At 62.7% G+C, this 21472-nt stretch carries 22 protein-coding genes, 1 pseudogene and 1 riboswitch; of the genes and pseudogenes, 11 read left to right on the top strand and 12 right to left on the bottom strand.

The window, feature by feature from the left end:
• Positions 1-2: 2 nt before the first annotated feature.
• Complete coding sequence (locus tag NKH95_RS25170) at positions 3-473, bottom strand: nuclear transport factor 2 family protein (RefSeq protein WP_352631955.1); 471 nt, start codon at positions 471-473, stop codon at positions 3-5.
• A gap of 116 nt (positions 474-589) precedes the next feature.
• Between NKH95_RS25170 and NKH95_RS25165 the strand changes: the two genes are divergently transcribed.
• Positions 590-1483 carry a LysR family transcriptional regulator gene (locus NKH95_RS25165; RefSeq protein WP_352893582.1) on the top strand — a complete coding sequence of 298 codons (894 nt, stop codon included), beginning with the start codon at positions 590-592 and terminating at the stop codon, positions 1481-1483.
• Between the two features lie 119 nt (positions 1484-1602).
• A complete protein-coding gene (locus NKH95_RS25160) occupies positions 1603-2403 on the top strand; it encodes a lysophospholipid acyltransferase family protein (protein ID WP_352893580.1) in 801 nt (266 codons plus the stop codon).
• 25 nt (positions 2404-2428) lie between these two features.
• Here NKH95_RS25160 and NKH95_RS25155 read toward each other — a convergent pair whose 3' ends face one another.
• From NKH95_RS25155 to NKH95_RS25145, 3 genes are all read right to left on the bottom strand, one after another.
• Positions 2429-3055 (bottom strand): LysE family translocator, encoded by a 627-nt coding sequence (locus tag NKH95_RS25155; RefSeq protein WP_128304661.1) that lies wholly within the window; start codon positions 3053-3055, stop codon positions 2429-2431.
• Positions 3056-3145: 90 nt separating this feature from the next.
• Positions 3146-4093, bottom strand: a complete 948-nt coding sequence (locus NKH95_RS25150; protein WP_352723186.1) for an aldo/keto reductase — start codon at positions 4091-4093, stop codon at positions 3146-3148.
• Positions 4094-4214: 121 nt separating this feature from the next.
• Positions 4215-4736, bottom strand: a complete 522-nt coding sequence (locus NKH95_RS25145) for a gamma-glutamylcyclotransferase (RefSeq protein WP_127295979.1) — start codon at positions 4734-4736, stop codon at positions 4215-4217.
• Positions 4737-4877: 141 nt separating this feature from the next.
• Here NKH95_RS25145 and NKH95_RS25140 point away from each other — a divergent pair, with 141 nt between their 5' ends.
• Both NKH95_RS25140 and NKH95_RS25135 read left to right on the top strand, forming a co-directional pair.
• Complete coding sequence (locus NKH95_RS25140; RefSeq protein WP_023811094.1) at positions 4878-5876, top strand: DUF2125 domain-containing protein; 999 nt, start codon at positions 4878-4880, stop codon at positions 5874-5876.
• A 7-nt stretch (positions 5877-5883) separates the two neighbouring features.
• A complete protein-coding gene (locus tag NKH95_RS25135; RefSeq protein ID WP_023811093.1) occupies positions 5884-6807 on the top strand; it encodes a sugar kinase in 924 nt (307 codons plus the stop codon).
• Between the two features lie 7 nt (positions 6808-6814).
• Here the strand turns inward: NKH95_RS25135 and NKH95_RS25130 are convergent, their stop codons facing one another.
• Both NKH95_RS25130 and hisC read right to left on the bottom strand, forming a co-directional pair.
• On the bottom strand, positions 6815-7750 hold the full coding sequence (locus tag NKH95_RS25130) for a prephenate/arogenate dehydrogenase family protein (protein ID WP_023811092.1): 936 nt from the start codon (positions 7748-7750) through the stop codon (positions 6815-6817).
• A 6-nt stretch (positions 7751-7756) separates the two neighbouring features.
• Positions 7757-8866, bottom strand: a complete 1110-nt coding sequence (gene hisC / locus NKH95_RS25125; RefSeq protein WP_023811091.1) for a histidinol-phosphate transaminase — start codon at positions 8864-8866, stop codon at positions 7757-7759.
• Between the two features lie 136 nt (positions 8867-9002).
• Positions 9003-9080: riboswitch (SAM riboswitch) on the top strand.
• Between the two features lie 114 nt (positions 9081-9194).
• Between hisC and metX the strand changes: the two genes are divergently transcribed.
• The 4 genes from metX to NKH95_RS25105 all read left to right on the top strand — a co-directional run bounded on the left by metX (position 9195) and on the right by NKH95_RS25105 (position 13011).
• Positions 9195-10364 carry a homoserine O-acetyltransferase MetX gene (gene metX, locus NKH95_RS25120; RefSeq protein WP_352893578.1) on the top strand — a complete coding sequence of 390 codons (1170 nt, stop codon included), beginning with the start codon at positions 9195-9197 and terminating at the stop codon, positions 10362-10364.
• A 58-nt stretch (positions 10365-10422) separates the two neighbouring features.
• Positions 10423-11037 carry a methionine biosynthesis protein MetW gene (gene metW / locus NKH95_RS25115; RefSeq protein WP_023811089.1) on the top strand — a complete coding sequence of 205 codons (615 nt, stop codon included), beginning with the start codon at positions 10423-10425 and terminating at the stop codon, positions 11035-11037.
• Positions 10986-11840 carry a Stf0 family sulfotransferase gene (locus tag NKH95_RS25110; protein WP_352774798.1) on the top strand — a complete coding sequence of 285 codons (855 nt, stop codon included), beginning with the start codon at positions 10986-10988 and terminating at the stop codon, positions 11838-11840. Before metW ends, NKH95_RS25110 begins: the two co-directional genes overlap by 52 nt.
• Positions 11841-12003: 163 nt before the next feature.
• Complete coding sequence (locus tag NKH95_RS25105; protein WP_245273210.1) at positions 12004-13011, top strand: glycosyltransferase family 2 protein; 1008 nt, start codon at positions 12004-12006, stop codon at positions 13009-13011.
• Between the two features lie 30 nt (positions 13012-13041).
• On the opposite strand, the pseudogene NKH95_RS25100 reads toward NKH95_RS25105, so the two are convergent.
• A pseudogene (locus NKH95_RS25100) lies at positions 13042-13352 on the bottom strand (DUF1330 domain-containing protein).
• 407 nt (positions 13353-13759) lie between these two features.
• On the opposite strand from NKH95_RS25100, the gene NKH95_RS25095 reads away from it, so the two are divergent.
• Positions 13760-14692, top strand: a complete 933-nt coding sequence (locus NKH95_RS25095; RefSeq protein ID WP_352441744.1) for a glycosyltransferase family 2 protein — start codon at positions 13760-13762, stop codon at positions 14690-14692.
• A 70-nt stretch (positions 14693-14762) separates the two neighbouring features.
• On the opposite strand, the gene NKH95_RS25090 is transcribed toward NKH95_RS25095, so the two are convergent.
• The 3 genes from NKH95_RS25090 to NKH95_RS25080 all read right to left on the bottom strand — a co-directional run bounded on the left by NKH95_RS25090 (position 14763) and on the right by NKH95_RS25080 (position 18394).
• Entirely contained in the window at positions 14763-15566 is an 804-nt protein-coding gene (locus NKH95_RS25090) for a DUF1194 domain-containing protein (RefSeq protein WP_352441745.1), read from the bottom strand.
• Positions 15567-15652: 86 nt separating this feature from the next.
• Positions 15653-17479, bottom strand: coding sequence for an ABC transporter ATP-binding protein/permease (locus tag NKH95_RS25085; RefSeq protein ID WP_352441746.1), 1827 nt, complete (start codon positions 17477-17479; stop codon positions 15653-15655).
• A 132-nt stretch (positions 17480-17611) separates the two neighbouring features.
• Positions 17612-18394: a class I SAM-dependent methyltransferase gene (locus NKH95_RS25080; RefSeq protein WP_352441747.1), complete on the bottom strand. Its 783-nt coding sequence runs from the start codon at positions 18392-18394 to the stop codon at positions 17612-17614.
• Between the two features lie 195 nt (positions 18395-18589).
• Here NKH95_RS25080 and gloB point away from each other — a divergent pair, with 195 nt between their 5' ends.
• Together gloB and NKH95_RS25070 are read left to right on the top strand one after the other, a co-directional pair.
• Positions 18590-19357: a hydroxyacylglutathione hydrolase gene (gene gloB / locus NKH95_RS25075; RefSeq protein WP_128304700.1), complete on the top strand. Its 768-nt coding sequence runs from the start codon at positions 18590-18592 to the stop codon at positions 19355-19357.
• Positions 19358-19376: 19 nt separating this feature from the next.
• A complete protein-coding gene (locus NKH95_RS25070; protein ID WP_128304672.1) occupies positions 19377-19817 on the top strand; it encodes a cupin domain-containing protein in 441 nt (146 codons plus the stop codon).
• Between the two features lie 13 nt (positions 19818-19830).
• On the opposite strand, the gene NKH95_RS25065 is transcribed toward NKH95_RS25070, so the two are convergent.
• Both NKH95_RS25065 and yddG read right to left on the bottom strand, forming a co-directional pair.
• Positions 19831-20505, bottom strand: coding sequence for a lysoplasmalogenase family protein (locus NKH95_RS25065; RefSeq protein ID WP_128304673.1), 675 nt, complete (start codon positions 20503-20505; stop codon positions 19831-19833).
• Positions 20502-21458: an aromatic amino acid exporter YddG gene (gene yddG, locus NKH95_RS25060; protein WP_352893574.1), complete on the bottom strand. Its 957-nt coding sequence runs from the start codon at positions 21456-21458 to the stop codon at positions 20502-20504. Before yddG ends, NKH95_RS25065 begins: the two co-directional genes overlap by 4 nt.
• Between the last annotated feature and the right edge of the window lie 14 nt (positions 21459-21472).

Raw genomic sequence — 21472 nt, 5'->3', positions numbered from 1 at the left:
CTCTAAAGCCCGAGTTCCGACAGTGTTGGGTGATCGTCCGGCCGCCGGCCGAGCGGCCAGTGATATTTGCGGTCAGCCTCGCCGATCGGCAGGTCGTTGATGCTGGCGATGCGCAGGCGCATCAGTCCATGTTCGTCGAATTCCCAGTTCTCGTTGCCGTAGCTGCGGAACCATGAACCGCTGTCGTCGTGCCATTCATAGGCGAAGCGCACGGCGATGCGGTTGCCGTGGAAGGCCCAGACCTCCTTGATCAGACGATAGTCAAGCTCGCGGCTCCATTTGCGTGTCAGGAACGCCTGGATGGCATCGCGCCCTTGCAGGAATTCGGCCCGGTTGCGCCAGCGACTGTCCATTGTGTAGGCAAGCGCGACCCGTGCCGGATCACGGGAGTTCCAGGCGTCCTCGGCCATGCGCGCCTTTTGCGCTGATGTCTCTGCGGTGAAGGGCGGCAGTGGCGGCCGGGCTTCGGACATGGCAACTCCTTTGCGAGGCCATGCTGCAGGCAGGCCGATACCCAATATAAAGCCTTCCATCCTTCCAATGCAGATGGCATATTTGCAACTCATCCTTCCATTTTCCGGAAGAAGTTATGGATCGTCTCGAAGCCATGTCGCTCTTTGTCGCCGCGGTGGAGGCCGGCAGCCTTTCCGCGGCCAGCCGCCGTTTCGGCATTCCGCTGGCGACGGTCAGCCGCAAGATTTCCGATCTCGAGCGCCATCTGAACACACGTCTCCTGAATCGCTCGACGCGACGGCTGACACCGACCGATGCCGGCCAGACCTATCTTGCCGCCTGCCGCCGCATCCTCGACGACGTCGGCGAGGCCGAACGCACGGCAGCCGGCGAATACAGTGCTCCGACCGGCGAACTGGCCATCACCGCGCCGGTCGTCTTTGGCCGCCTGCACGTGCTGCCGGTCGTCACCGGCTTTCTCGCAGCCTATCCCGACGTGGACATCCGCCTGATATTGGCAGACCGCATAACCCAGCTGGTCGAGGACCATTTCGACCTCGCCATCCGCATCGGCCGGTTGCCCGATTCGAGCCTGGTCGCCATGGGCGTCGGCGCGATCCGCCGCGTCGTTTGCGCCAGCCCCGCCTATCTGGCTGAACACGGCACGCCGATCACCCCGGAAGATCTGGAAACACACGATTGCATCACCTTTGAGGGACTTGCTTCCGCCGCCACCTGGAGCTTCATCAAGGGCAAGGCAGAAATCCCGGTTCAGGTCCATTCACGGCTTCAGGTCAACACCGCCGAAGCGGCCATCGATGCGGCGATTGCCGGCGTCGGGCTCACAAAAGTGCTCTCCTACCAGATCGAGGCCGCGCTGCGGTCCGGCATGCTGCGCGTCCTGCTGGAGGAGTTCGAGCCAAATCCATGGCCGGTAAGCCTGGTGCATGCGGGCCATGGCCTGCTGCCGGTGAAGCTGCGTGCCTTCCTCGATTTTGCCGGCCCGCGCCTGAAGGCGCGGCTGAAGTAGCGGAACCGGGTCTCCCCAATCGGCGACCGCTTTCTTCGTCGGTCAAGGCGCCCTGCGGCCATTTCCTTTTTCCCCGCGCTTGGTGTAACCAACGCTCACCTCCTCACCGGGCCTCCCCCATGCTCTATGCCAGATCGCTGACGTTCAATTTCGTCTTCTACGTCAACCTGATCGTCCAGATGATCCTCTGGACCCCCTATTATTTCCTGTCGCCCCGTCACCGCGCCTGGTTCGTGCCGAAATTCTGGTCGCGCACCTCGATGTGGCTCTTCGACAAGATCGCTGGAACGAAGAGCGACATCACTGGCCAGGAAAACCTGCCAGCAGGCTCGTTCATCCTGGCGCCCAAGCACCAGTCGTTCTGGGACGCGATCGCCTTCTTCCCCTTCCTCCAGGACCCGCTCTACATCTTGAAACGAGAGCTGACCTGGATCCCGTTCTTCGGCTGGTACATCATGAAGATGCGGATGATCCCGGTTCACCGCGGCAGCCGCTCGAAGGCGCTGAAGGCCGTGGTCGCCGCGACCAAGGAGGAGATGGCGCGCAACCCTCGCCAGCTGATCATCTATCCCGAGGGCACACGCCGGGCACCGGGCGACGAACCGGCCTACAAATACGGCATCGTCGAAATCTATGCGCAGCTTGGCGTTCCGGTGGTGCCGGTTGCCCATGTCGCCGGCCTGTACTGGCCGCGCCGGAAATTCCTGCGCTACCCCGGCACCATCAAGGCACGCTTCCTGCCGCCGATCCCGCCCGGCTTGAGCAAGGACGAATTCATGGCCCGGCTGATCGGCGAGACCGAGGCTGCCTGCGACCAATTCCTGATTGATGTGGCGCGCGGTCCGAGCCCGCCTGCCTTGCCTCCGACAGCGGTGAAAAGGCTGCAAGAGCTGGACGCGGCTAAAAGAACCAAAGCCTGAATCGGAAGTCTCCGGCCGACAGTTCTCAACCGAACACGGCCGGCGTGGTGGTCAACACCAGCGTCGCGGCAAAGACCAGATTGATGATCCGCGAGGCCGCCGGCCGGCGCAGGAAGCGCGCGAACGATGCTCCCACGACAAGCCACAGAGCATGGATGGCAACGATCATCAGGGCGAGAGCCGTCAGCTTCAGCCATGGACCAAGCTCAGTGGCGCCCTGTTTGGACGAAGCACCGGCGAACACGGCGGCGATCGCCACATAGGCCTTTGGATTGGCGACCGCGAGAAGGAATCCAGCCAGCCATGTTGGACACGAAGCCTCGGCGCCGCGTGCTGCCATGGGCGGCGCCGTGGCGATCTTGAAGGCGAGATAGAGGATGTAGGCCGCGGAAGCGAAAGCCAGCAACGGCGCCAGCCTCGGCATCGCGGTGAGCACCGCCACGACCCCGGTCGCGACAACCAGAAGCACGGCGATCGTGCCCAGTATGATTCCCCAGGCATAACCCAGCGAGCGGCGCAAACCGAAGGCAGCGCCAACGGCGGTAACGCTTATCGTCGCCGGTCCCGGGCTGCCCATGATCACCAGGGCGGCAAGCATCAGCGCGAGAAGTTGTCCCCAAAAATCCGGCTGCGAAAGAAGCGGCTCAGCCATTTTATCCTCTGTCCTGCCTTGCGCGAAGAGACGGTATGGCAGGACCAGAGGGGCGTCTTGGACGTTCGTGCGAGGCGTCGCGACTGAGCTTCAGCCGCTCGCTCTGTCGAGTTCGGCCATGTCGTCGGCGGTCAGTTTCAGCGACGCTGCCCTGATCAGGCTGTCCATCTGTTCAGGCTTGGTGGCGCTGGCGATCGGCGCGGTGACGCCCGGCCGAGCGATAACCCAGGCAAGCGCCACTTCCGCCTGCTTGGCCGAATGCCTTGATGAAACCGCGTCGAGTGCCGCAAGGATGCGCATGCCGCGCGCATTGAGATAGTCCTTCACCCCGCCGCCACGCGGGCTTTGACCGAGATCGGCTTCGCTGCGGTATTTGCCGCTGAGGAAACCCTTGGCCAGGCTGAAATAGGTGATGACGCCGATGTCCTCGGCCACGGATAGATCGCGCAACGGCCCATCGAAGGACGAGCGATCGTAAAGATTGTATTCCGGCTGCAGCACCTCGTAGCGCGGCAGGCTGCGCAAGCTCGCCACATCGAGTGCGGCACGCAACTGGCCGGCGTCGAGATTCGAACAGCCGGCATAGCGGATTTTGCCCTTGGCGAGCAGCTTCTCGTAGGCGCCAAGCGTTTCTTCATAGGGCGTTGCAGGGTCCGGCCAATGCGACAGATAGAGATCGATAAACTCGGTCTGCAGCCGCTTCAGCGATGCATCGACGGCCTTTTCGATGTATGCGGCGGACAGGTCCTTGTGCCCCTGCCCCATATCCGAACCGACCTTGGTGATCACCACGACCTTGTCGCGATTGCCACGGTCTTTCATCCATTTGCCGATGATGTTTTCCGATTCACCGCCTTTGTGGCCGGGAACCCAGCGCGAATAGGCATCCGCCGTATCGATGGCGTTGAGGCCGGCGCCGACGAAGCGGTCGAGCAGGTCGAACGAGGTTTTCTCGTCGGCGGTCCAGCCGAAGACGTTGCCGCCCAGAACCAGCGGCGCGATGGACAGGTCGGTGCGACCGAGACGACGTTTCTGCAAGGCGTATCTCCGGGATGATTGGGGCGGGCAAATGGCGCCCGCGGGCTGAGAGTCGGAGCCTAACCTAGGTCTTGCCTGAACGAGGTCAAAGGCCTGGCCGCCTTTTTCCGCAGAGCCAGCTTCACAAAGGCGCGACCTGCCTGGCGACATCCTCCAGCCAGTGGTCGCGGATGCCCAACGCCTCGAGATGCTCAAGCGTGCTCAGCACATAGTCCTCGTTGTTGCCGGACTGGCCGACCGCGCCGCGCACCACGGCCGCCGCATCCGCCGCGTCGAGCGCTCCGGCATATTGCTCGTGGTGGCGGTCGACAATGTAGACCACCGCGTCGACCGTACCGCCCCCGTCGAGGCGAATCTTGAGCATGCGCTCCAGATAGACATTGGTGACCAGTTCGCGCTCGCGAAGATAGGCCATGACCTCGTCGTGCAAGTCGCCGGGAACGCGGAATGCGAGGCCGACGCAGGACCCGCCACGGTCGAGGCCGAGCACCAGCCCCGGCCGCTCGCGCGTTCCGCGATGCACGAAGGAATAGACGCAGAGCGAGCGCCGGTAGCCATGCAGGCGGGCACGCTGTGTTTCGACATGCGCGAATCCCGGCCGCCAGATCAGCGAGCCATAGCCAAACACCCAAAAATCGCCCATATCGCCGCGCCTGATTGCAAAAGATGCCAACACCGAACCGGACCGGTGTTTTTTCCGCCCGTCCCGTCTAACTATTCGTCTGTCTACCTGGCGGAATCGCCTACCCGTCCGCAACACCCATGCGTTAACGAGAGCCAAAGCATGACGTCAAGTGACGAACGCCAGCCGAACAAACGTCGCCGTGTGGTCTGGCTTGCAGCATTCATCGTCGTGCTGTTCGCCCTCTACAGCGGCGGCTGGTTCTATCTGGCTGACCGCGTCAGGAGCGAAGCCGACAAGGCGGTTGCCACGCTCAACAAGAATGGCGTCGAGGCCGGCTGCGGCAATCTCCAGGTCAGCGGCTATCCCTTGAGCTTTACCGTCTCCTGCGACAACCTCGCCTATGAGGACGATGCCAAGAACATTGCGGCTTCAGCCGGCAGTTTCAACGCAGCCGCCCAGATCATCCAGCCTCTGTCGCCGGTTGCCAATCTGCGCGGCCCGCTCAGGACCTCCGTTCCGGACATGGTGCCGCTGTGGATAGACTGGGACAATCTGCAGGCCAATTTCAAATTGTGGTGGCCGCTGCCGCAGCGGATTTCGCTGGAGGCAGAGGGCCTTTCCGGCCAGACCGACCCGGCCGACGACACCGATCCGGTGCAACTGTTCAGCGCCGGCAAGGCATCGGGTCAGTTGCAGCCCAACGGTGAGGATATCGACTATCTCGGCAGTTTCGGCGATCTCGAGATCGACCCCGACGCAATTGGCGGGCGCGTGCTTCCGGCGCTCGATGCCAGTGGCGACGTCACGCTGAAGAACGGTGTCGCGTTGATCGGCACGCAGGTGAAGAGCCTTCGTGGCCAGGCGATCGAAATCCGCAACCTCGACCTGTCGTCGGGGACGGCGCGCGTCACCGTTTCGGGACCGCTCTCGGTCGATGCCGAGGGCCTGATCAACGCCGATCTGATGATCAGGCTGAAGGACCCGAAGGCGGTGGCGGCCATTCTCGGCGCCGCCATACCCGAGCAGAAAAGCCAGATCGAGCAGGGCTTTGCTGCCCTGGCGGTGCTCGGCAACGAACCGTCGATGCCGCTGAAGGTGGTCAGGGGCAAGGCCTCGCTCGGCTTCATTCCGCTGGGCAAGATCAAGCCGGTGGAATAGCGCTGCGATGGCAAGACCCGTGAAGCTGCTGAGCGTTGGCGCTTTGACGCTGGACACCATCCTGCGCGTCGAGACGCTGCCCGTGCATCAAGGCAAGTTCATTGCCTCCGACGGCGTCCAGATCGCCTCGGGCATGGCCACGAGTGCTGCCTGCGCCGCGCATCGCCTGGGGGCCGAGGTATCGCTGTGGGCGAGCGCGGGTGACGATGCCGTCGCCGACCAGCTCATCGCCGGCATCGAGGCCGAAGGCGTCGATTGCACCTTTGTGCGCCGCGTCAGAGGCGCCCGCTCGGCGCTGGCCTCGATCCTGGTCGACGCGTATGGCGAGCGCATCATCGTGCCGTTCTATGACGGGCTTGCCCAGGCCGATCCCGAAGCCTTGCCGGTCGCCGACCTCACGGCATTCGACGCCGTACTGGTCGATGTCCGCTGGCCAGGTGCGGCAGCCCTTGCCCTGAGAGCGGCGCGCGCCCTCGGCCGGCCGGCAATCCTCGATGCCGATACCGCACCGTTGCAGATCCTGGAACAGCTGTTGCCGCTCGCCACGCACATCGTCGCTTCGGAAACGGCGGCGCGCATTGTCTGCGGCCAGGCGCTCGATCCGGAAACGGCTTGCGCCGATCTCGCCAGCCGCACCGACGCTTTTGTCGCAGTGACAGGCGGCGCGGCGGGCAGTTGGTGGCACGACCGTCGCGCAGGCTGCGTGCGCCATGTCGCGGCACCGAAGATCAAGGCGATCGACACATTGGCCGCCGGCGATGTCTTTCACGGCGCCTTCGCCGTCGGGCTGGCGGAAGCCATGCCGGTCGAGCAGGCTTTGCGCTTTGCCAGTGCGGCCGCCGCGCTCAAATGCCTGCGCTTCGGCGGCAGGCTTGGTGCGCCGAACCGGGCCGAGACGCTGGCCATGGTTGCGCAGACCTGGCCAGCCTGAAACTGACTTAGCCCTTCGCGGGATGCTCGACGGCCTGGCGACCGAAATCGGGCACGTCGATGTCCTGGCCGGCCTCGATGATCGAGCGGCGCACAGCGCGGGTGCGGGTGAACAGGTCGAAGAGTTTTTCGCCGTCCCCCCAGCGGATCGCGCGTTGCAGGGACGCCAGATCTTCCGAGAACCGCGCCAGCATTTCGAGGATGGCGTCCTTGTTGTGCAGGCACACATCCCGCCACATGGTCGGATCGGAAGCGGCAAGACGCGTGAAGTCGCGGAAGCCGGAAGCCGAATATTTGATCACTTCGGACTTGGTCACCGACTGCAGATCGTCGGCGGTGCCGACGATGTTGTAGGCGATGATGTGCGGCAGGTGCGAGACGATGGCCAGCGTCATGTCGTGATGCTGCGGGTCCATGGTATCGATGTTGGCGCCGCAGCGGCGCCAGAACTCCGACAGCCGCTCCAGCGCGTCCGCGTCGGTATCGGGCAGCGGCGTGAAGATGCACCAGCGATTGTCGAACAGGTCGGCGAAGCCGGCGTCGGGGCCGGATTTTTCCGTGCCCGCCAGCGGGTGGCCGGGAATGAAATGGACGCCTTCAGGGACATAAGGCTGCATCTGCGCGATGACAGACGCCTTGGTCGAGCCGACATCGGTGAGGATCGCGCCCTTCTTCAGCGCCGGCGCGATTTCCTCGGCCACCGCGCCGGATGAGCCGACCGGCACCGAAATGACGACTAGGTCGGCATCGCGGACCGCCTCTTTCGCATCGGTGGTATAGCTATCGCCGAGCCCGAGTTCCTCGGCTCGCGCCAGCGTCGCCGCACTGCGCGTTGATATGGCCACGTGACGGGCCAGCCCCTCGCGGCGGATGACGCGGGCCAGCGACGAGCCGATCAGGCCGATGCCGACCAGCGCGATCTTTTCAAACATCGGTGATGTCATGGCGTTCTAGCTTTTCAGAAATGTCGTGAGAGCGGCGACAACGCCGCGATTGGCTTCTTCGGTGCCGACGGTCATGCGCAACGCGTTGGGAAAGCCATAGCCCGAAACGCGCCGCAATATATAGCCGCGCGCCGTCAGATAGTCGTCCGCCGCCGCCGCCGAATGCTTCTGATCGTCAGGAAAATGAACGAGGACGAAATTGCCGACGCTCGGCGTTACCCGCAGCCCGAGCTTTGTGAATTCCTCGCTCAGCCAGGCCAGCCAGGTCTCGTTGTGCGCCACGCTGCGCTCGACATGGGCGCGGTCGCGGATGGCTGCGATACCGGCCTCGATCGCCGTCGCATTGACGTTGAAGGGACCCCGCACGCGGTTGATGGCGTCGACGATATGCATCGGCGCATACATCCAGCCGATCCGCGCTCCGCCGAGGCCGATCTTGGAGAAGGTACGGGTCATCACCACGTTCTGGGCAGCACCGACCAGCTCGATGCCGGCCTCATAGTCGTTGCGGCGGACATATTCGGCATAGGCCGCGTCTAGCACCAGAAGCACGTGCCTGGGCAGGCCGGCATGCAGGCGGCGCACCTCCTGGAAAGGCACATAGGTGCCGGTCGGATTGTTGGGATTGGCCAGGAACACGATCTTGGTGCGCGGCGTGACGGCTGCGAGGATGGCGTCTATATCGGCGCGCTCGTCTCTTTCCTTGATCGTCACCGGAACGGCACCTGCCGACTGGATGTAGATCTTGTAGACCATGAAGGCGTGTTCGGTGATGACAGCCTCGTCGCCGGGCGCCAGATAAGTCTGCGCCAGCAGGCCGAGGATCTCGTCGGAGCCGTTGGAGCAAATGATGTTCTGCGGGTTGAGACCATGCACCTCGGCGATCGCTTCGCGCAGCCGCCTGGCGGTGCCATCTGGATAGACGTCGAGCTTTCCGGCAATCTCGCGCGCGGCTTCGATCGCTTTCGGCGAGGGCCCTAGCGGATTCTCGTTCGAGGACAGCTTGTGAACCTTGGCGACGCCCGCGGGCGCCGTGCTCTTGCCCGGCACATAGGCGTCTATGTCCATGATGCCCGCGCGCGGGGTTGGACGTGCCTGGTCCGGTGTCTGGCTCATGTCGCAAAATCCGTCGAGAACGCTTCCTGAGGGAAGCCGCAGCGGAAATACAAGCCGTGGCCTGCAATGTCGAGAGGCGACAGCCACCGCCCAAGGCTGGCCGTTGACGCCGGCGCGCCACAGCCCTAGAAGGGGAGCGGACTTCCGTGGTGATTTGGCCGGTCGGCTTGCAGCCACGTTAAACAACTTGCTAAAGGGCCGTTTGCATCCTGTAACCGGCTTTGCAACCGCAATGCCGGTTTTTTGTTGTCCGCGCCGGCCGGACACCCGGATCGGCATCGACTTTCGACAAGCGCGATGCGTGGGCTCAAAGTGTGAGATGGATGTCATGGCCATTCTGCGTGCCCGCAAAACCAACAACGAGGTCGACCAACCGTCGAGCCCGGTTTTGCGTTTTGGATCCGACAAGCCGCTCAAGCTGGACGCCGGCACGCTGCTGTCACCGTTCCAGATCGCCTACCAGACCTACGGCACGCTGAACGATGCCCGCTCCAACGCCATCCTCGTCTGCCATGCACTGACCGGAGACCAGCACGTCGCCAGCACCAATCCGGTGACCGGCAAGCCTGGCTGGTGGGAAGTGTTGATCGGCCCCGGCAAGATCATCGACACCAATCGCTTCTTCGTCATCTGCTCCAACGTCATCGGTGGTTGCCTTGGGTCCACCGGTCCGGCCTCGACCAATCCCGCCACCGACAAGCCCTATGGGCTTGACCTGCCCATTATCACCATCCGCGACATGGTGCGGGCGCAGCAGATGCTGATTGACCATTTCGGCATCGAAAAGCTGTTCTGCGTGCTCGGCGGCTCTATGGGCGGCATGCAGGTGCTGGAATGGGCATCGAGCTATCCGGAGCGCGTCTTCTCGGCGCTGCCGATCGCCACCGGCGCGCGCCATTCCTCGCAGAACATCGCCTTTCATGAGGTCGGCCGGCAGGCTGTCATGGCCGATCCGGACTGGCATGGCGGCAAATATTTCGAGCACGGCAAACGCCCGGAAAAGGGCTTGGCGGTGGCACGCATGGCCGCCCACATCACCTATCTGTCGGAAGCCGCGCTGCACCGGAAATTCGGCCGCAATTTGCAGGATCGCGAAGCGCTGACCTTCGGCTTCGACGCCGACTTCCAGATCGAAAGCTATCTGCGCCATCAGGGCATGACCTTCGTCGATCGCTTCGACGCCAACTCCTACCTCTACATGACGCGGTCGATGGACTATTTCGACCTTGCCGCCGACCATGGCGGCCGGTTGGCCGATGCCTTCGCCGGAACGAAAACCCGCTTCTGCCTGGTGTCTTTCACCTCGGACTGGCTGTTTCCGACCGAGGAGAGCCGCTCGATCGTGCATGCGCTCAACGCCGCCGGCGCATCGGTATCCTTCGTCGAGATCGAAACCGACCGCGGCCACGACGCATTCCTGCTCGACGAGCCGGAACTGTTTGCCGCCATAAACGGCTTCATCGGCTCGGCGGCCCGGGCGAGAGGGCTCAGCGCATGACCCCGAAAAATTGCAGGCTTTTCGGATCGAGATCATGCGCCAGGCAGGAGGCGAAGCCATGAGCGTCAACCGCGACCAGCGCGTCGACCTAGAAGTCGTCGCCAACCTCATCCCGCCACAGTCGCGCGTGCTCGATGTCGGTTCGGGCGACGGCTCGCTGCTCGAATTGCTGCAGGACACCAAGCAGGTCGACGGCCGTGGACTTGAGCTGTCGCAGCGCGGCGTCAATGAATGCGTGGCGCGAGGCCTCTCGGTCATCCAGGGCGATGCCGACAAGGATCTCGAATTCTATCCCGACAAGGGCTTTGACTTCGTCGTCCTGTCGCAGACCCTGCAGGCCACCCGCAACCCGAAGCTGGTGCTCGACGAACTGCTCAGGATCGGCAACCGCGCCATCGTGTCCTTCCCCAATTTCGGCCACTGGCGGGTGCGCCTGTCGCTGTTCATCCAGGGCCGCATGCCGGTGACCAAGGACCTGCCCTATTCCTGGTACGACACGCCCAACATCCATTTCTGCACCATCCGCGACTTCGTCAATCTGTGCGACGAGCTCGGCGCGACCGTCGAGAAGGCAACCGCTCTCGACGCCGCCGGCCAGAAGATCGGCCTGTCGATGCCGTGGTGGTTCTGGAACTTCTTCGGCCAGCAGGCAGTGTTCTTGCTGAAACGGTAATATTGATCGCCATGTATCTCTTTCGTAGGCGCCCTCTGCCAGTTGAAATCCCACCGGACATGCGGGCTGGGTTGAAAGCCGGAATTCTCATCTGCACCTCACCGCGCAGTGGCAGCAACCACCTAGCCGGATTGATGGCAGCCACCGGGCTTGGCAACCCACTCGAGTGGTTCGGGGGCCGTCGTGTTCTAGAAATGCCGAACTATCCCCGCGACCCCCGTGCCCAGGTTTTGCATGCACTGAAGGACGGGCGGTCTCCCTCCGGGATTTACGCGGTCAAACTGTTTGCCAGCCAGTTTTCACAGGTTGCCAAAACCGTGGATCTCCCCGCAAGCCTTCCAAAGCTGCGCTATATGCGGTTGACGCGTGGGGACCTCGTTGGTCAAGCAGTTTCGTGGACCCGCGCTCGTCAGAGTGGTCGGTTCCGCTCTACCGAGGCCGATCAGAAGAGACCATGCTACGACGGCAAAGCAATCGCGGACTCGCTTGAAAAAATCATCCTGGAAAATCTGGCCTGGGATGTCTGGTTTGCAAAAAACGGATTGTCCTTCCTATCACTGACATACGAAGAACTCCTTGAACATCCACGGACCTGCCTTGAAAGGGCTGCATCTCTGGTCGACGCCAAGCTTGTCTTGAAACCCGGGTCTGATCTCGATTCGGGCCTCGATATTCAACGAGACACCATCAATGAGGAGTGGAGAGAGCGGTTCTTGGCGGAATATTCTGACACGTCGAACTTCCATGCCAACAATTGCCGTCGCGGTTTTCTTAAAAAGAGGAGCTCAAGGTTCTCGATCTGATCGAACGGCATTGTACGAGAACACGAAGCATCCAGGGGCGCCAGAGATGCGATGTTATTGATCAAAGCGCATCGCCGTCCATGGCGATCACGAGCACAAATTCTTATTGCACGCTGGTTTGACAGCCCGCCGAGAGCGTTATAGCCACATCGGCACTAATAACTTGATCGGTTCAGATATGGCTCAAGAGCGTCCAACGTATTCACTCGTCGTCGAAATGGAGAATGCAAAATCGATCGACTGGGACGAGATCGGCGTTGGGATGAAGGCCTTGGCTCGGGAAATCACATCGGTTTCAGCAACCGGTTTAGTGCGACCAAGGATCGTTATTTCTCACGGGGGAGCAGAGTCGGACGAGGATGCGTTGCGTCGTGAGATTTCGAATGAGGCCCCGCAGCTCGGTCAGGTTGCCGAACTCGTCTTCACGGCTTTCCCTGGCGGCCGATATTACGACCTGAAGAACAACGGCATGCTGGCATCGGACGGAGATATCGTCATCTTTATGGATTCCGACGTGGTCGCGGAACCAGGATGGCTACCAGGACTGCTTGAGCCCTTTGAAAACTCTGAAGTTATCTGCGCAAACGGATATACATACCTCTCATACGACGATTTCTTTTCAAGAACGTTTGCGTTGATCTGGTTTTTCCCGATGGCCCGTGGAGACGGGCGATTTGCCTCGAAGCGAGCGATCAACGCTAACAATGTAGCGTTTCGACGCGAGTGGATCGTCAGCCATCCTTTTCCAAAACATAACGGCTTCAAGGTTTCCTGCACTTTGCTGATGCGCGAACTGCTGCGGGAGGGCCACAAAATTCATAATGTCGACGCACGCGTTTATCACTATTCGCCGCGGGGCTGGCGGTTCTTTTACTGGCGCGCCCTGGTTACAGGTCGCGACGCCGACCGGAAGTTCGTTGCGCTCAATTCGCCGAGCCGCGCGCGACGGATAGTCAAGTCTTTCAGCCGGTGGCTCACCATGTCATGGCGCACGACACGACGGATCGTAGGCCATGCCCGGGAAACGGGGATGCCGCTTTGGCAGGTTCCCTTTTCTCTGATTGTCGGTCAGGCATTTTATGGTTTGGCGTTTTGGGGCCAGTTCAGTTTTGCGACTGGCATGGTTCGTGACAAAATTGAAACTGTGCCCGACTATGTTGGGCACAGCTAGACGCTTTACCGCCCTTCCTTGAACCGCGGTTCAGCGTCCAATTGATCCTTGACCCGTCGATTGTTCCAGAACATCCGTGGCCTTGTGCGGATGTTCGACGCCGTCGACGAACACGACATCCGCCTCCGAATTGTCCGTGCGCAGCGCCAGTATCGCCCGGTAGGCGGGCGAATTGTACCAGCCACGCACATGCTGCCTGTCGGGAATTCTATGATGATCAGATGGCCAGGCCAGTCGTTCTCGATCACCTCCACATCGCCGCCATGAACCAGAAAACGGCCGCCGAAAGGTTCCAGCGTGGCATCGATCTTGTGCAGATATTCGACGATCTGCGGACCCATTGCGGCTTGGCGCATATGGGCGACGGCGTAAGCGGCCATGACTGGACTCCCTTGTCATCGAAGCCGAGTTGCCGGCCTCGCATGGGCAATCTGACCAAACGCCGAGCGCTAAGCGATTACGTCTGAGGTAATGAGATGTATGCTACCTGTCATGATGGGTTGCTTCCATGGTGATTCGCAATGCTATGTGCGGCGGTGCTGTTGCAATTGGAACGCTAGCAGCGGGGATTCGTTGTCTCGCGCGGATTGAGTACCGGCACGGTGGGTGACAGGGGCAGTCGTTTTTTGTAGCGTCGCGCCGACTGTGATGCGGTGTAGAGGAAGGGAAGTCCAATCCATTCGACCGTTCTGAAAATCGAAAAGTCCTGGACAGACGCGCAACCCTGCGCAGGAAACAGCTGACAGACATGGCCGGGATCCAACCAACACCTCTCATCACGGTCATTACGCCGACCCACAACCGACGCGAAACGGTGTTGCGCGCCGTGGAAAGCGTACTCTCCCAGAGCATGTCGAGGCTTGAGCACATTGTCGTCGACGATGGTTCGGCTGATGGAACCGAAGCGGCGCTGGCCCGTATCCAGGACCCGCGGCTGATCTATGTCGGGGCGAAATGGCGAGGCGCCAACGCTGCCAGGAATGCCGGCATCGAGCGCGCGCGGGCACCGTTGGTGACGTTCCTCGATTCCGACGACATCTACATGCCGCACCGGCTTGAACGAACCCTGACCTGGTTCGATGAGAATCCTGCACTGCAAGTGCTGATCAGTTCGTTCGTGTCCCTGAAAGGCAATCGCATCACAAACTGCGTCAACCCCGAGGCGTTCGTGAGCCCCGCAATGCTGGAGCGGACGCTGGTTGGGCAGACCATCTTCATTGCCGGCTCCGCGATCACCGCTCGCCGCGAAGCCTTGCTGGCCATCGGCGGCTACGACAGCGACATCACCCGCATGCAGGATCGCGAATTGCTGCTGCGCCTTGCCCGGCGCTTCGGTGCGCAGTTGTCCAGGGATCTGGACTGGACGAAATACAATTCGGAGAACTCGATTTCCGGCCGCCGTGACGGCTATGTCGAGGCCTATGCGAACCTGATGGGCAAACATCCGCATATTGCCCATGCCTACCCGCACATTCCGCCTTACATGATCTCGCGGCAGCTCATCGCCGACATCCTGCGAGGCAGGATACCGGAGGCATTTCAGGGCTACATGGCCAACCGTTCATCCAAAACGCTTGGCTATTCGCTGCCGGAATTGATGCAAGGCTATGTCCATGGCCGGCGCTGGCGCCGCGATCTCTCCAACGAGTTTCGCAATCAATTTGGTGCCCGGCCCGCTTAAACCGATAGGGATTCCGGGAAATTGTGGAATGGTTTTTCCTCCGGATCGCGTTAACCCCTCTGTCGAGAGCTCAACGGTCAAGTTCGGGAAAATACGGATCCGATAGAAACCGCCTGTCCCGTTCGCCTTGCAGGCAGTCTATCGGCGTCGCCGCGTCGACGGGGACACTTCTCACCTCGTCCTGAATGCCGCTCACTTCCAGGAGCAGCTTCCGCCGGATGGCTGTCGAAAACTCGGCGGCGGCATAGATAGGCAGCACGAAGGAACCGGGTCCGCCGATCACGCACTGCGCATAATACTGGTCGAGATGGCTGAAGGTGGGCGACGGGCTGATCAGGATCGGCAGGCCGTTGACGATGATGCCTTTGGCAGTCGCCGCATCACGCGTCGCGGTGACCGGCGGCCCGATATTGTTCGGTCCGTCGCCCGAAATGTCGATGACGCTGCGTTCGCCCTGGAAAGACGTGCGGTCGAAAAGCTCGGTGCCGAAGGCCAGCGCGCCGGAAATCGAAGTGCCGCGAAAGCTGCGGAACGGACGAGCCGCGACCTTGTCGGCAAAGCTGTTCGCGCTCTCGGCACTATCGATAATCTGCCAGCCGATAACCGCGTCGTCGCGCACCGTGCCGGCCCATTCGAAATAGGTCAGCGCTATGCGGCCCTTGGCGCCGGCGCGGACAGCCTTGATGAAGTCGGGATGCCGCAGCGCCTCGACATAACCGGCCCGCTGCAGGGCGAACTCCTTCTCGTCCATCGACAGCGAGATGTCGACCGCCAGCACCAGCTCGACGTCGACGGCGAGCGCATCCGGCGGCGAGGCGGCCGGGGCAGCCTGGGCGCAGGCAAGACAGGCAAGCAGGCGCAGAGCATCAAGCATGGCCGTCGCCAAGATTGTTTCTCCCGAGGAGCTTCCCTCGCGATCGCGGCAAAATAAAGCTCTGCTTCCCTCGCCCGGAAATCAGCTCATTTCTTGCGACGAGCGGCGGCTGGCGGCGGTTCGATCGCGCCGGCCCTGACGCGGGCGGGCTTCAGGGCTGGCGCACCGGAATCCTTGACGATCGTCAACGCGCGGGGGAAGAAGTGGTTGTTGTGCTGGCCGCGCCCGATGTTGAGGATCGCTGTCCCCGGCAAACGCTTCTCGAGCATCGACAGCACGCGTCTTAGCGATGGGCCGTCGAACGCATCCAGCGCCTCATCGATGATCACCCATTTCGGCTGCCGCAACGCGAGCCTGGCGAAGGCCAGCGAGCGTTGTTCGTCATCGCCCAACTCATGGTCCCAACGCCCGGCGCGGTCGAGCGACGAGGATAGCCGTCCCAGGCCGACCTCGGCCAGCACCGCCGAAATGTCGGCATCGTTCGCCGGCGCGGGCCCGTTCGGGTGATCGAGGACTTCGCGCAACGTGCCGACCGGAAAATAAGGCACGCGCGGCACGAATATGGGGGTTTCTCCCGCCGGCAGGCCGATCCGGCCGCTTCCCCATGGCCACAGGCCGGCAATGGCACGAAAGAACAGCGTCTTGCCCGCACCGGGGTCGCCGGTGATCATGACGCGCTCGCCGGGGCGGATTTCGACATGCGGGTCGGCGAGTCTGGTGCAACCCTCCGGCGAGGTCACTTCGAGCTTCTCGAAAGTCAGGCTGCCATTGACGTTTTGGCCGAAGGCGATGCGCTTTTCGGTGTCGTGCAGCGCATCGGTTTCATCGAGCGCGATGCGGAAATCGGCCACGCGCATCAGCGTGGCGCGCCAATCGGCGATACTGCCGATGTTGTTGATGAACCAGCGCAAGGAGGAGTGGACCTGGTTGAAGGCGCCGACCGCCATCATCAGCCCGCCAAAGCTGATATCACCTGAGAAATAGACCGGCGAAGCGACCAGTATGGGCGCCACGACGGTGATCCAGCCATAGGTATCGGTCACCCAGGACAGGTTGATCTGGGCGGTGTAGATGCGCCGCATGGCGCCCAGCACCGTGCCGAGATCGAGTTCGAGCCGCCGCCTGGCGTCGGCCTCGCCATGATACAACGCAATGGCATCGACATTCTCGTTGACGCGCACCATCGAGGAGCGCAGCTCGGCTTCGCGTGTATAGCGGTCGCTGTTCAGGCGGATGAGCGGGCGCCCGACCAGCCAGCTCAGCCAGGAGGCGATGCCGGCGTAAAGGATGGCGGCCCAGACCATGTAGCCCGGTATGGCCAGCGAGGTCCCGCCGATGTGGAACACGAAGCCCGAGGACAGCTCCCACAGCACCCCGACGAAGGACACCAGCAGGATGCACGACTGCAGCAGGCCGACGCCGAGATCGGTTGACAGGTCGGACAGATGCGCGGCGTCCTGCTGCATGCGCTGGTCGGGATTGACGCCGATGGCGCCGGCATTGGCCAACCGGAAGGCGCGCGCCGGCCGCATCCACTGATCGATCAGATCCAGCGTCAGCGCCTCGCGCAGTTTGAGCCTGATCATCTGGTTGAGCCAGGTCTGGCCGATATTGAGCACCAGCAGCCCGCCGGCGATCATCGCGAAGACGAGGAGCTGGTGCAGGAAGGCCGCCATGTCGCGGCGCGCAAGCGCATCGTAGAAAGGCTGGTTCCAGCGGTTGAGCAGAACCTGGCCGATCGACGTTGCAATGATCACGGCCATGATGCCGACCGATGTCCACTGCAACCATTTGCGAACCGGCGATCCCGCCAGCGCCCGCCGGATCGTCATCACCTGATCGCGCAGGCTGCTGGCTTCGACCGCCACGGCAACCGGCTGAACGGCGGCGGCATTGTCCGGTTGATCAGCCATGGCCGAGGTCCTTGCGTCAGTGCTGAAACCGGATGGAGAAACTTGACAGGCGTTCGTATGGGCTGCCGGATGGGCTGTCGGTCCGCTTGCGACAGATAGGCAGGGAAACGACGTCAGGCACGCTTGCCGTGATCACGAAGCCGTCACCCGCGCAGCCGAGGGCTCGGCACCGGCTTTGTGACGGCCAAGCCGGGTGGCGCCATGCGGCGACAGCACCGGCACGAAGACGCGGCGCGAGGCGCGCTGGACGACGGGCACGCCTTGATAGAGCCGTTTCTGCGCCTCGACGACGATGACGCCGGAAAAGATCGGCCACAGCCGCCGGCCGGCGCGCTCCAGCACATTGTGGAAGCGCATCATGAAACGGCGCCTCGACGGCGGAAAGAACAGCGCATCGGACCAGGCGGCGGGCGTAAAATTCGCCTCGCGCAGCAATTCGGTTAGCTGGCCGCGCGAAAAGGGCCGGCCATTGCCGAATGGGGTGTGCTCGAAGCGCGCCCAGACACCGCGCCGGTTGGGCACGACGATGACGACCCGGCCAGCCGGCGACAGCACGCGCCAGATCTCGTTCAGCGTCTCACGTGGGTTCTCGACATGTTCGAGCGAATGGACGAGCAGCATGCGGTCGATGCAGGAATCGACCAGCGGCAGTTCCTCGTCGAAGACCAGTGCCGTCGCCGTCGGCCCTGTCGCCGGCCACACCACCGCGCCCTGCGTCGCCGGCATGAAGGCGAAGACCCGCTCGGCGTCGGTGCCGAACCGCTCCAACCACGGCAAGGTGTAGCCCAGACCAACCAGCCGCTCGTTGGGCACGACCGCCCATATCGACGACAACGCCATGGTGATCGAACGCTCGGCGAAACGGCCGAGTGTTGTCGAATAGAAGGAGCGAAGATCGACGATGTCGGAATGCATGGCAGGGATGTAGCCGCGATATCGGCGGGTTTCAACAACAGGCCGCGACGACCTGGCATTCCGGGAATGTCACTAGACATTGCGGGATGTTGTTCAACGTCCCGGAATGTTGCTCACATCCAGGATGTCTTCAACATCCAGGATGACATCCACGCGCCGGCGCCCTATGTCTGCGGCCATAAACGGAGAGATGCGATGCCGGTCGAAATCGAACAGTTCATGTGCCGCAGCGACAATTTCGGCGTGCTGGTGCATGATCCCAAAAGCGGCCAGACCGCGATCATCGACGCGCCCGAGGAAGCGCCTATCCTGGCCGCGATAAAGCGCACCGGCTGGACGCCGACGATGATCCTGACCACGCATCATCACATGGATCACGTCGAGGCCAATCTTGCGTTGAAGGAGCGCTTCAAGCTGCGCATCGTCGGCCCGGAAGCGGAAAAGGCCAATATCCCCGGCATCGACGAAACCGTCGAAGACGGCTCGGTCCTCCATCTTGGCGATGAAAAGATCGAAGTCATCGCCACGCCCGGCCACACCGCCGGCCACGTTTCCTACTATTTGCCGGCTTCGGGTGTGGCGTTCACCGCCGACACGCTGTTTGCGCTGGGTTGCGGACGGCTGTTCGAATGCAAGCCGCCGGTGATGTACGATTCGCTGAAGAAGCTGGCCGCGCTTCCGGCCGAAACGATTATTTATTGCGGTCATGAATACACGCTCGCCAACGCCCGTTTCGCGCTGACCGTCGACCCGACGAATTCGGCATTGAAGGAACGCGCCGCCAAGATCGAAAAGCTGCGCGCCGACAATAAGCCGACGCTGCCGACGACGATCGGCGAGGAGCTGTCGACCAATCCCTTCCTGCGCTGGCACGATCCGGCGATCCGCAAGCATCTGGGGCTGGAGAAAGCTTCGGACGCCGAGGTCTTTGCCGAAATCCGCAAGCGCAAGGACAATTTCTAGGCCCGGTGGTATCGTCGCCATGACCAGCTCCGCAGAAATTATCGCGACGCTGGGGCTGAAGCCGCATCCGGAAGGCGGCTGGTATGCCGAGACCTTTCGCGATGGCACCGGCGGCGCGCGCGGCCATTCGACTGCCATCTATTTCCTGCTTGAGGAGCATCAGGTTTCGGCCTGGCACCGGGTCAAGGATGCCGCCGAGGTCTGGCATTTCCATGCCGGCGCCCCGCTGGCGCTGTCGATGTGGGAAGAAGGCAGCCCGAAGGTTGATCAGGTCATAGAACAAGTCCTCGGTATCGATCTCGCAGCCGGTGAGCGGCCGCAGATCGTCGTGCCCGCAGGCTGGTGGCAATCGGCGCGCAGCCTGGGCGAATGGACGCTGGTCGGCTGCACCGTCGCGCCGGGCTTCGAGTTTGCGGCCTTTGAACTGGCGGCACCCGGCTGGCAGCCTGGACAATCCTAACTTGGCAAGAGCCCTAATTTAGCAGGAAGCCTAGCGTGGTCGCGAGCTGGGCGGCGTAGTACAGCGCCCAGACGGCGAAGCGCATCCAGGCGCGGTGGGGCGAGATGGCGGCGACCAGGAATTTCTCCGTGGCGAGCAGCCCGTCCGATGCCATGAACAGCACGGCGCCACCGATCACCCACATATTGCTTGTTGTCAGCGCCGAGATGCCCATTGCCAGGATCGCGGCGATATAGACGGTGATCGGGATACGCAGGCTGGGACCGACACGACGCCACAGCGCCGCCAGCACGATGACCACGAACACCGCCATGGCGAGCGCGATCGCTCCGCGCCACGGCTCGGCGCCAAGCACTCCCAACCCGCCACCGCTGCGCAGGAACAGCGCGACATAGACGATGTGAGCGACAAGAAAACTGGCCAGCCCGCCGAGAAAGGCCTTTTCGCCGTCGCGTGACAGGAAGGCGTCGCCAACGGCGCTGAGTGCGAGCGCGGCGACCAGCAGCAGCGGGCCGCCTTGCAGCCCCGCCAGCACGGCAAGCATCGCTACGGCAAGCGTCTTTGCGGCCGAGCGGGCCAGCGTCGGCGGCATGCCAAGCGTGAAGGCGTAGATGACCGCCGCCGCCAGCGAAAAAATCAGTGTCGCATTGGCATTGGCGTCGATGCCGCCCGCAAACGGCATCGTCATGCCTTGGCTCCGCCTTCGGATGCCCGGGCTCCGTCTTCGGATGCCCCGGCTCCGCTTTCGGATGCCTCGGCTCCGCTCTCGACCGCAGCCGGCTTGCGCAGGAACAGGGATTTTGCGGCGAGCACCGCGCCGCCGGTGATGAGCACGCAGGCGGCGAGGATGCGCAGCGACGGCTCGGCGACGCCGGCCGCGATCAGCACCAGCGTCGACAACAGCGGCGCCGCATAGCTTGCAGCACCCAGCACCTGGATGTTGCCGCGCTTGACGCCGATGTCCCAGGCATAGAAGGCGGCACCCACCGGCATCAGGCCAAGGCCGAGCACGGCCAGCCACTGGCCGACACCGTCAGGCAGAATCGTCTGTTCCAGCGCCAGGTGGCAGGCGAGCGACAGCACCGCGGTCGCCGCGCAGAACCAGGTGACGATGCTGGTCGGCACCGACGGGAAACGCCGCGACAACAACGAGTAGGCCGACCACAGGACGGCGCAGACGGCAGCCATGGCATAGCCGAAGGAATAGCGGGCGTCGAAGGCCAGCCCACCGCCCTTGGTGACGATCAGCACGGTGCCGGCAAGGCCGAGCAGCGCACCGACGACATGGTTCCAGGCCAGTTTTTCGCCCGGCATCAGCGCCGAGCCGAGCACGATCAGCAGCGGCCACAGATAGGCGATCAGGCTCGCCTCCACCGCCGGCGCATTGCGCAGCGCGGTGAAATAGAAAAAGTGATAGCCGAACAGGCCGGCAATGCCGATCAGCCACACCTGCGGCGGTATCTTCTGGCTCTTGTCGGGTGCCGGCATGAACAGCCGCGCGACCAGCCCGACGCCGGTGCCGATCGAGAAGGTGATCGCCGACAGCAAGAACGGCGGCACCTGGCCCGACGCATCGGTGAGCAGTGCGAGCAACGCCCACATGGCGACCGCCGAAAAGCCGATCAGTGTTGCGCGCCCCATTCTGTCTCCAGTGG

The sequence above is a fragment of the Mesorhizobium sp. M0848 genome (assembly GCF_040319805.1).
Classification (GTDB): domain Bacteria; phylum Pseudomonadota; class Alphaproteobacteria; order Rhizobiales; family Rhizobiaceae; genus Mesorhizobium.
Note: the sequence above shows the minus strand (reverse complement) of the source record. Positions and strands in the feature narration are given on the sequence as shown.

Coding starts and splice junctions, on each gene's coding strand:
- NKH95_RS25170 (WP_352631955.1), bottom strand. CDS start 473: ATGTCCGAAGCCCGGCCGCCACTGCCGCCCTTCACCGCAGAGACATCA.
- NKH95_RS25165 (WP_352893582.1), top strand. CDS start 590: ATGGATCGTCTCGAAGCCATGTCGCTCTTTGTCGCCGCGGTGGAGGCC.
- NKH95_RS25160 (WP_352893580.1), top strand. CDS start 1,603: ATGCTCTATGCCAGATCGCTGACGTTCAATTTCGTCTTCTACGTCAAC.
- NKH95_RS25155 (WP_128304661.1), bottom strand. CDS start 3,055: ATGGCTGAGCCGCTTCTTTCGCAGCCGGATTTTTGGGGACAACTTCTC.
- NKH95_RS25145 (WP_127295979.1), bottom strand. CDS start 4,736: ATGGGCGATTTTTGGGTGTTTGGCTATGGCTCGCTGATCTGGCGGCCG.
- NKH95_RS25140 (WP_023811094.1), top strand. CDS start 4,878: ATGACGTCAAGTGACGAACGCCAGCCGAACAAACGTCGCCGTGTGGTC.
- NKH95_RS25135 (WP_023811093.1), top strand. CDS start 5,884: ATGGCAAGACCCGTGAAGCTGCTGAGCGTTGGCGCTTTGACGCTGGAC.
- NKH95_RS25130 (WP_023811092.1), bottom strand. CDS start 7,750: ATGACATCACCGATGTTTGAAAAGATCGCGCTGGTCGGCATCGGCCTG.
- hisC (WP_023811091.1), bottom strand. CDS start 8,866: ATGAGCCAGACACCGGACCAGGCACGTCCAACCCCGCGCGCGGGCATC.
- metX (WP_352893578.1), top strand. CDS start 9,195: ATGGCCATTCTGCGTGCCCGCAAAACCAACAACGAGGTCGACCAACCG.
- metW (WP_023811089.1), top strand. CDS start 10,423: ATGAGCGTCAACCGCGACCAGCGCGTCGACCTAGAAGTCGTCGCCAAC.
- NKH95_RS25095 (WP_352441744.1), top strand. CDS start 13,760: ATGGCCGGGATCCAACCAACACCTCTCATCACGGTCATTACGCCGACC.
- NKH95_RS25090 (WP_352441745.1), bottom strand. CDS start 15,566: ATGCTTGATGCTCTGCGCCTGCTTGCCTGTCTTGCCTGCGCCCAGGCT.
- NKH95_RS25085 (WP_352441746.1), bottom strand. CDS start 17,479: ATGGCTGATCAACCGGACAATGCCGCCGCCGTTCAGCCGGTTGCCGTG.
- NKH95_RS25080 (WP_352441747.1), bottom strand. CDS start 18,394: ATGCATTCCGACATCGTCGATCTTCGCTCCTTCTATTCGACAACACTC.
- gloB (WP_128304700.1), top strand. CDS start 18,590: ATGCCGGTCGAAATCGAACAGTTCATGTGCCGCAGCGACAATTTCGGC.
- NKH95_RS25070 (WP_128304672.1), top strand. CDS start 19,377: ATGACCAGCTCCGCAGAAATTATCGCGACGCTGGGGCTGAAGCCGCAT.
- NKH95_RS25065 (WP_128304673.1), bottom strand. CDS start 20,505: ATGACGATGCCGTTTGCGGGCGGCATCGACGCCAATGCCAATGCGACA.
- yddG (WP_352893574.1), bottom strand. CDS start 21,458: ATGGGGCGCGCAACACTGATCGGCTTTTCGGCGGTCGCCATGTGGGCG.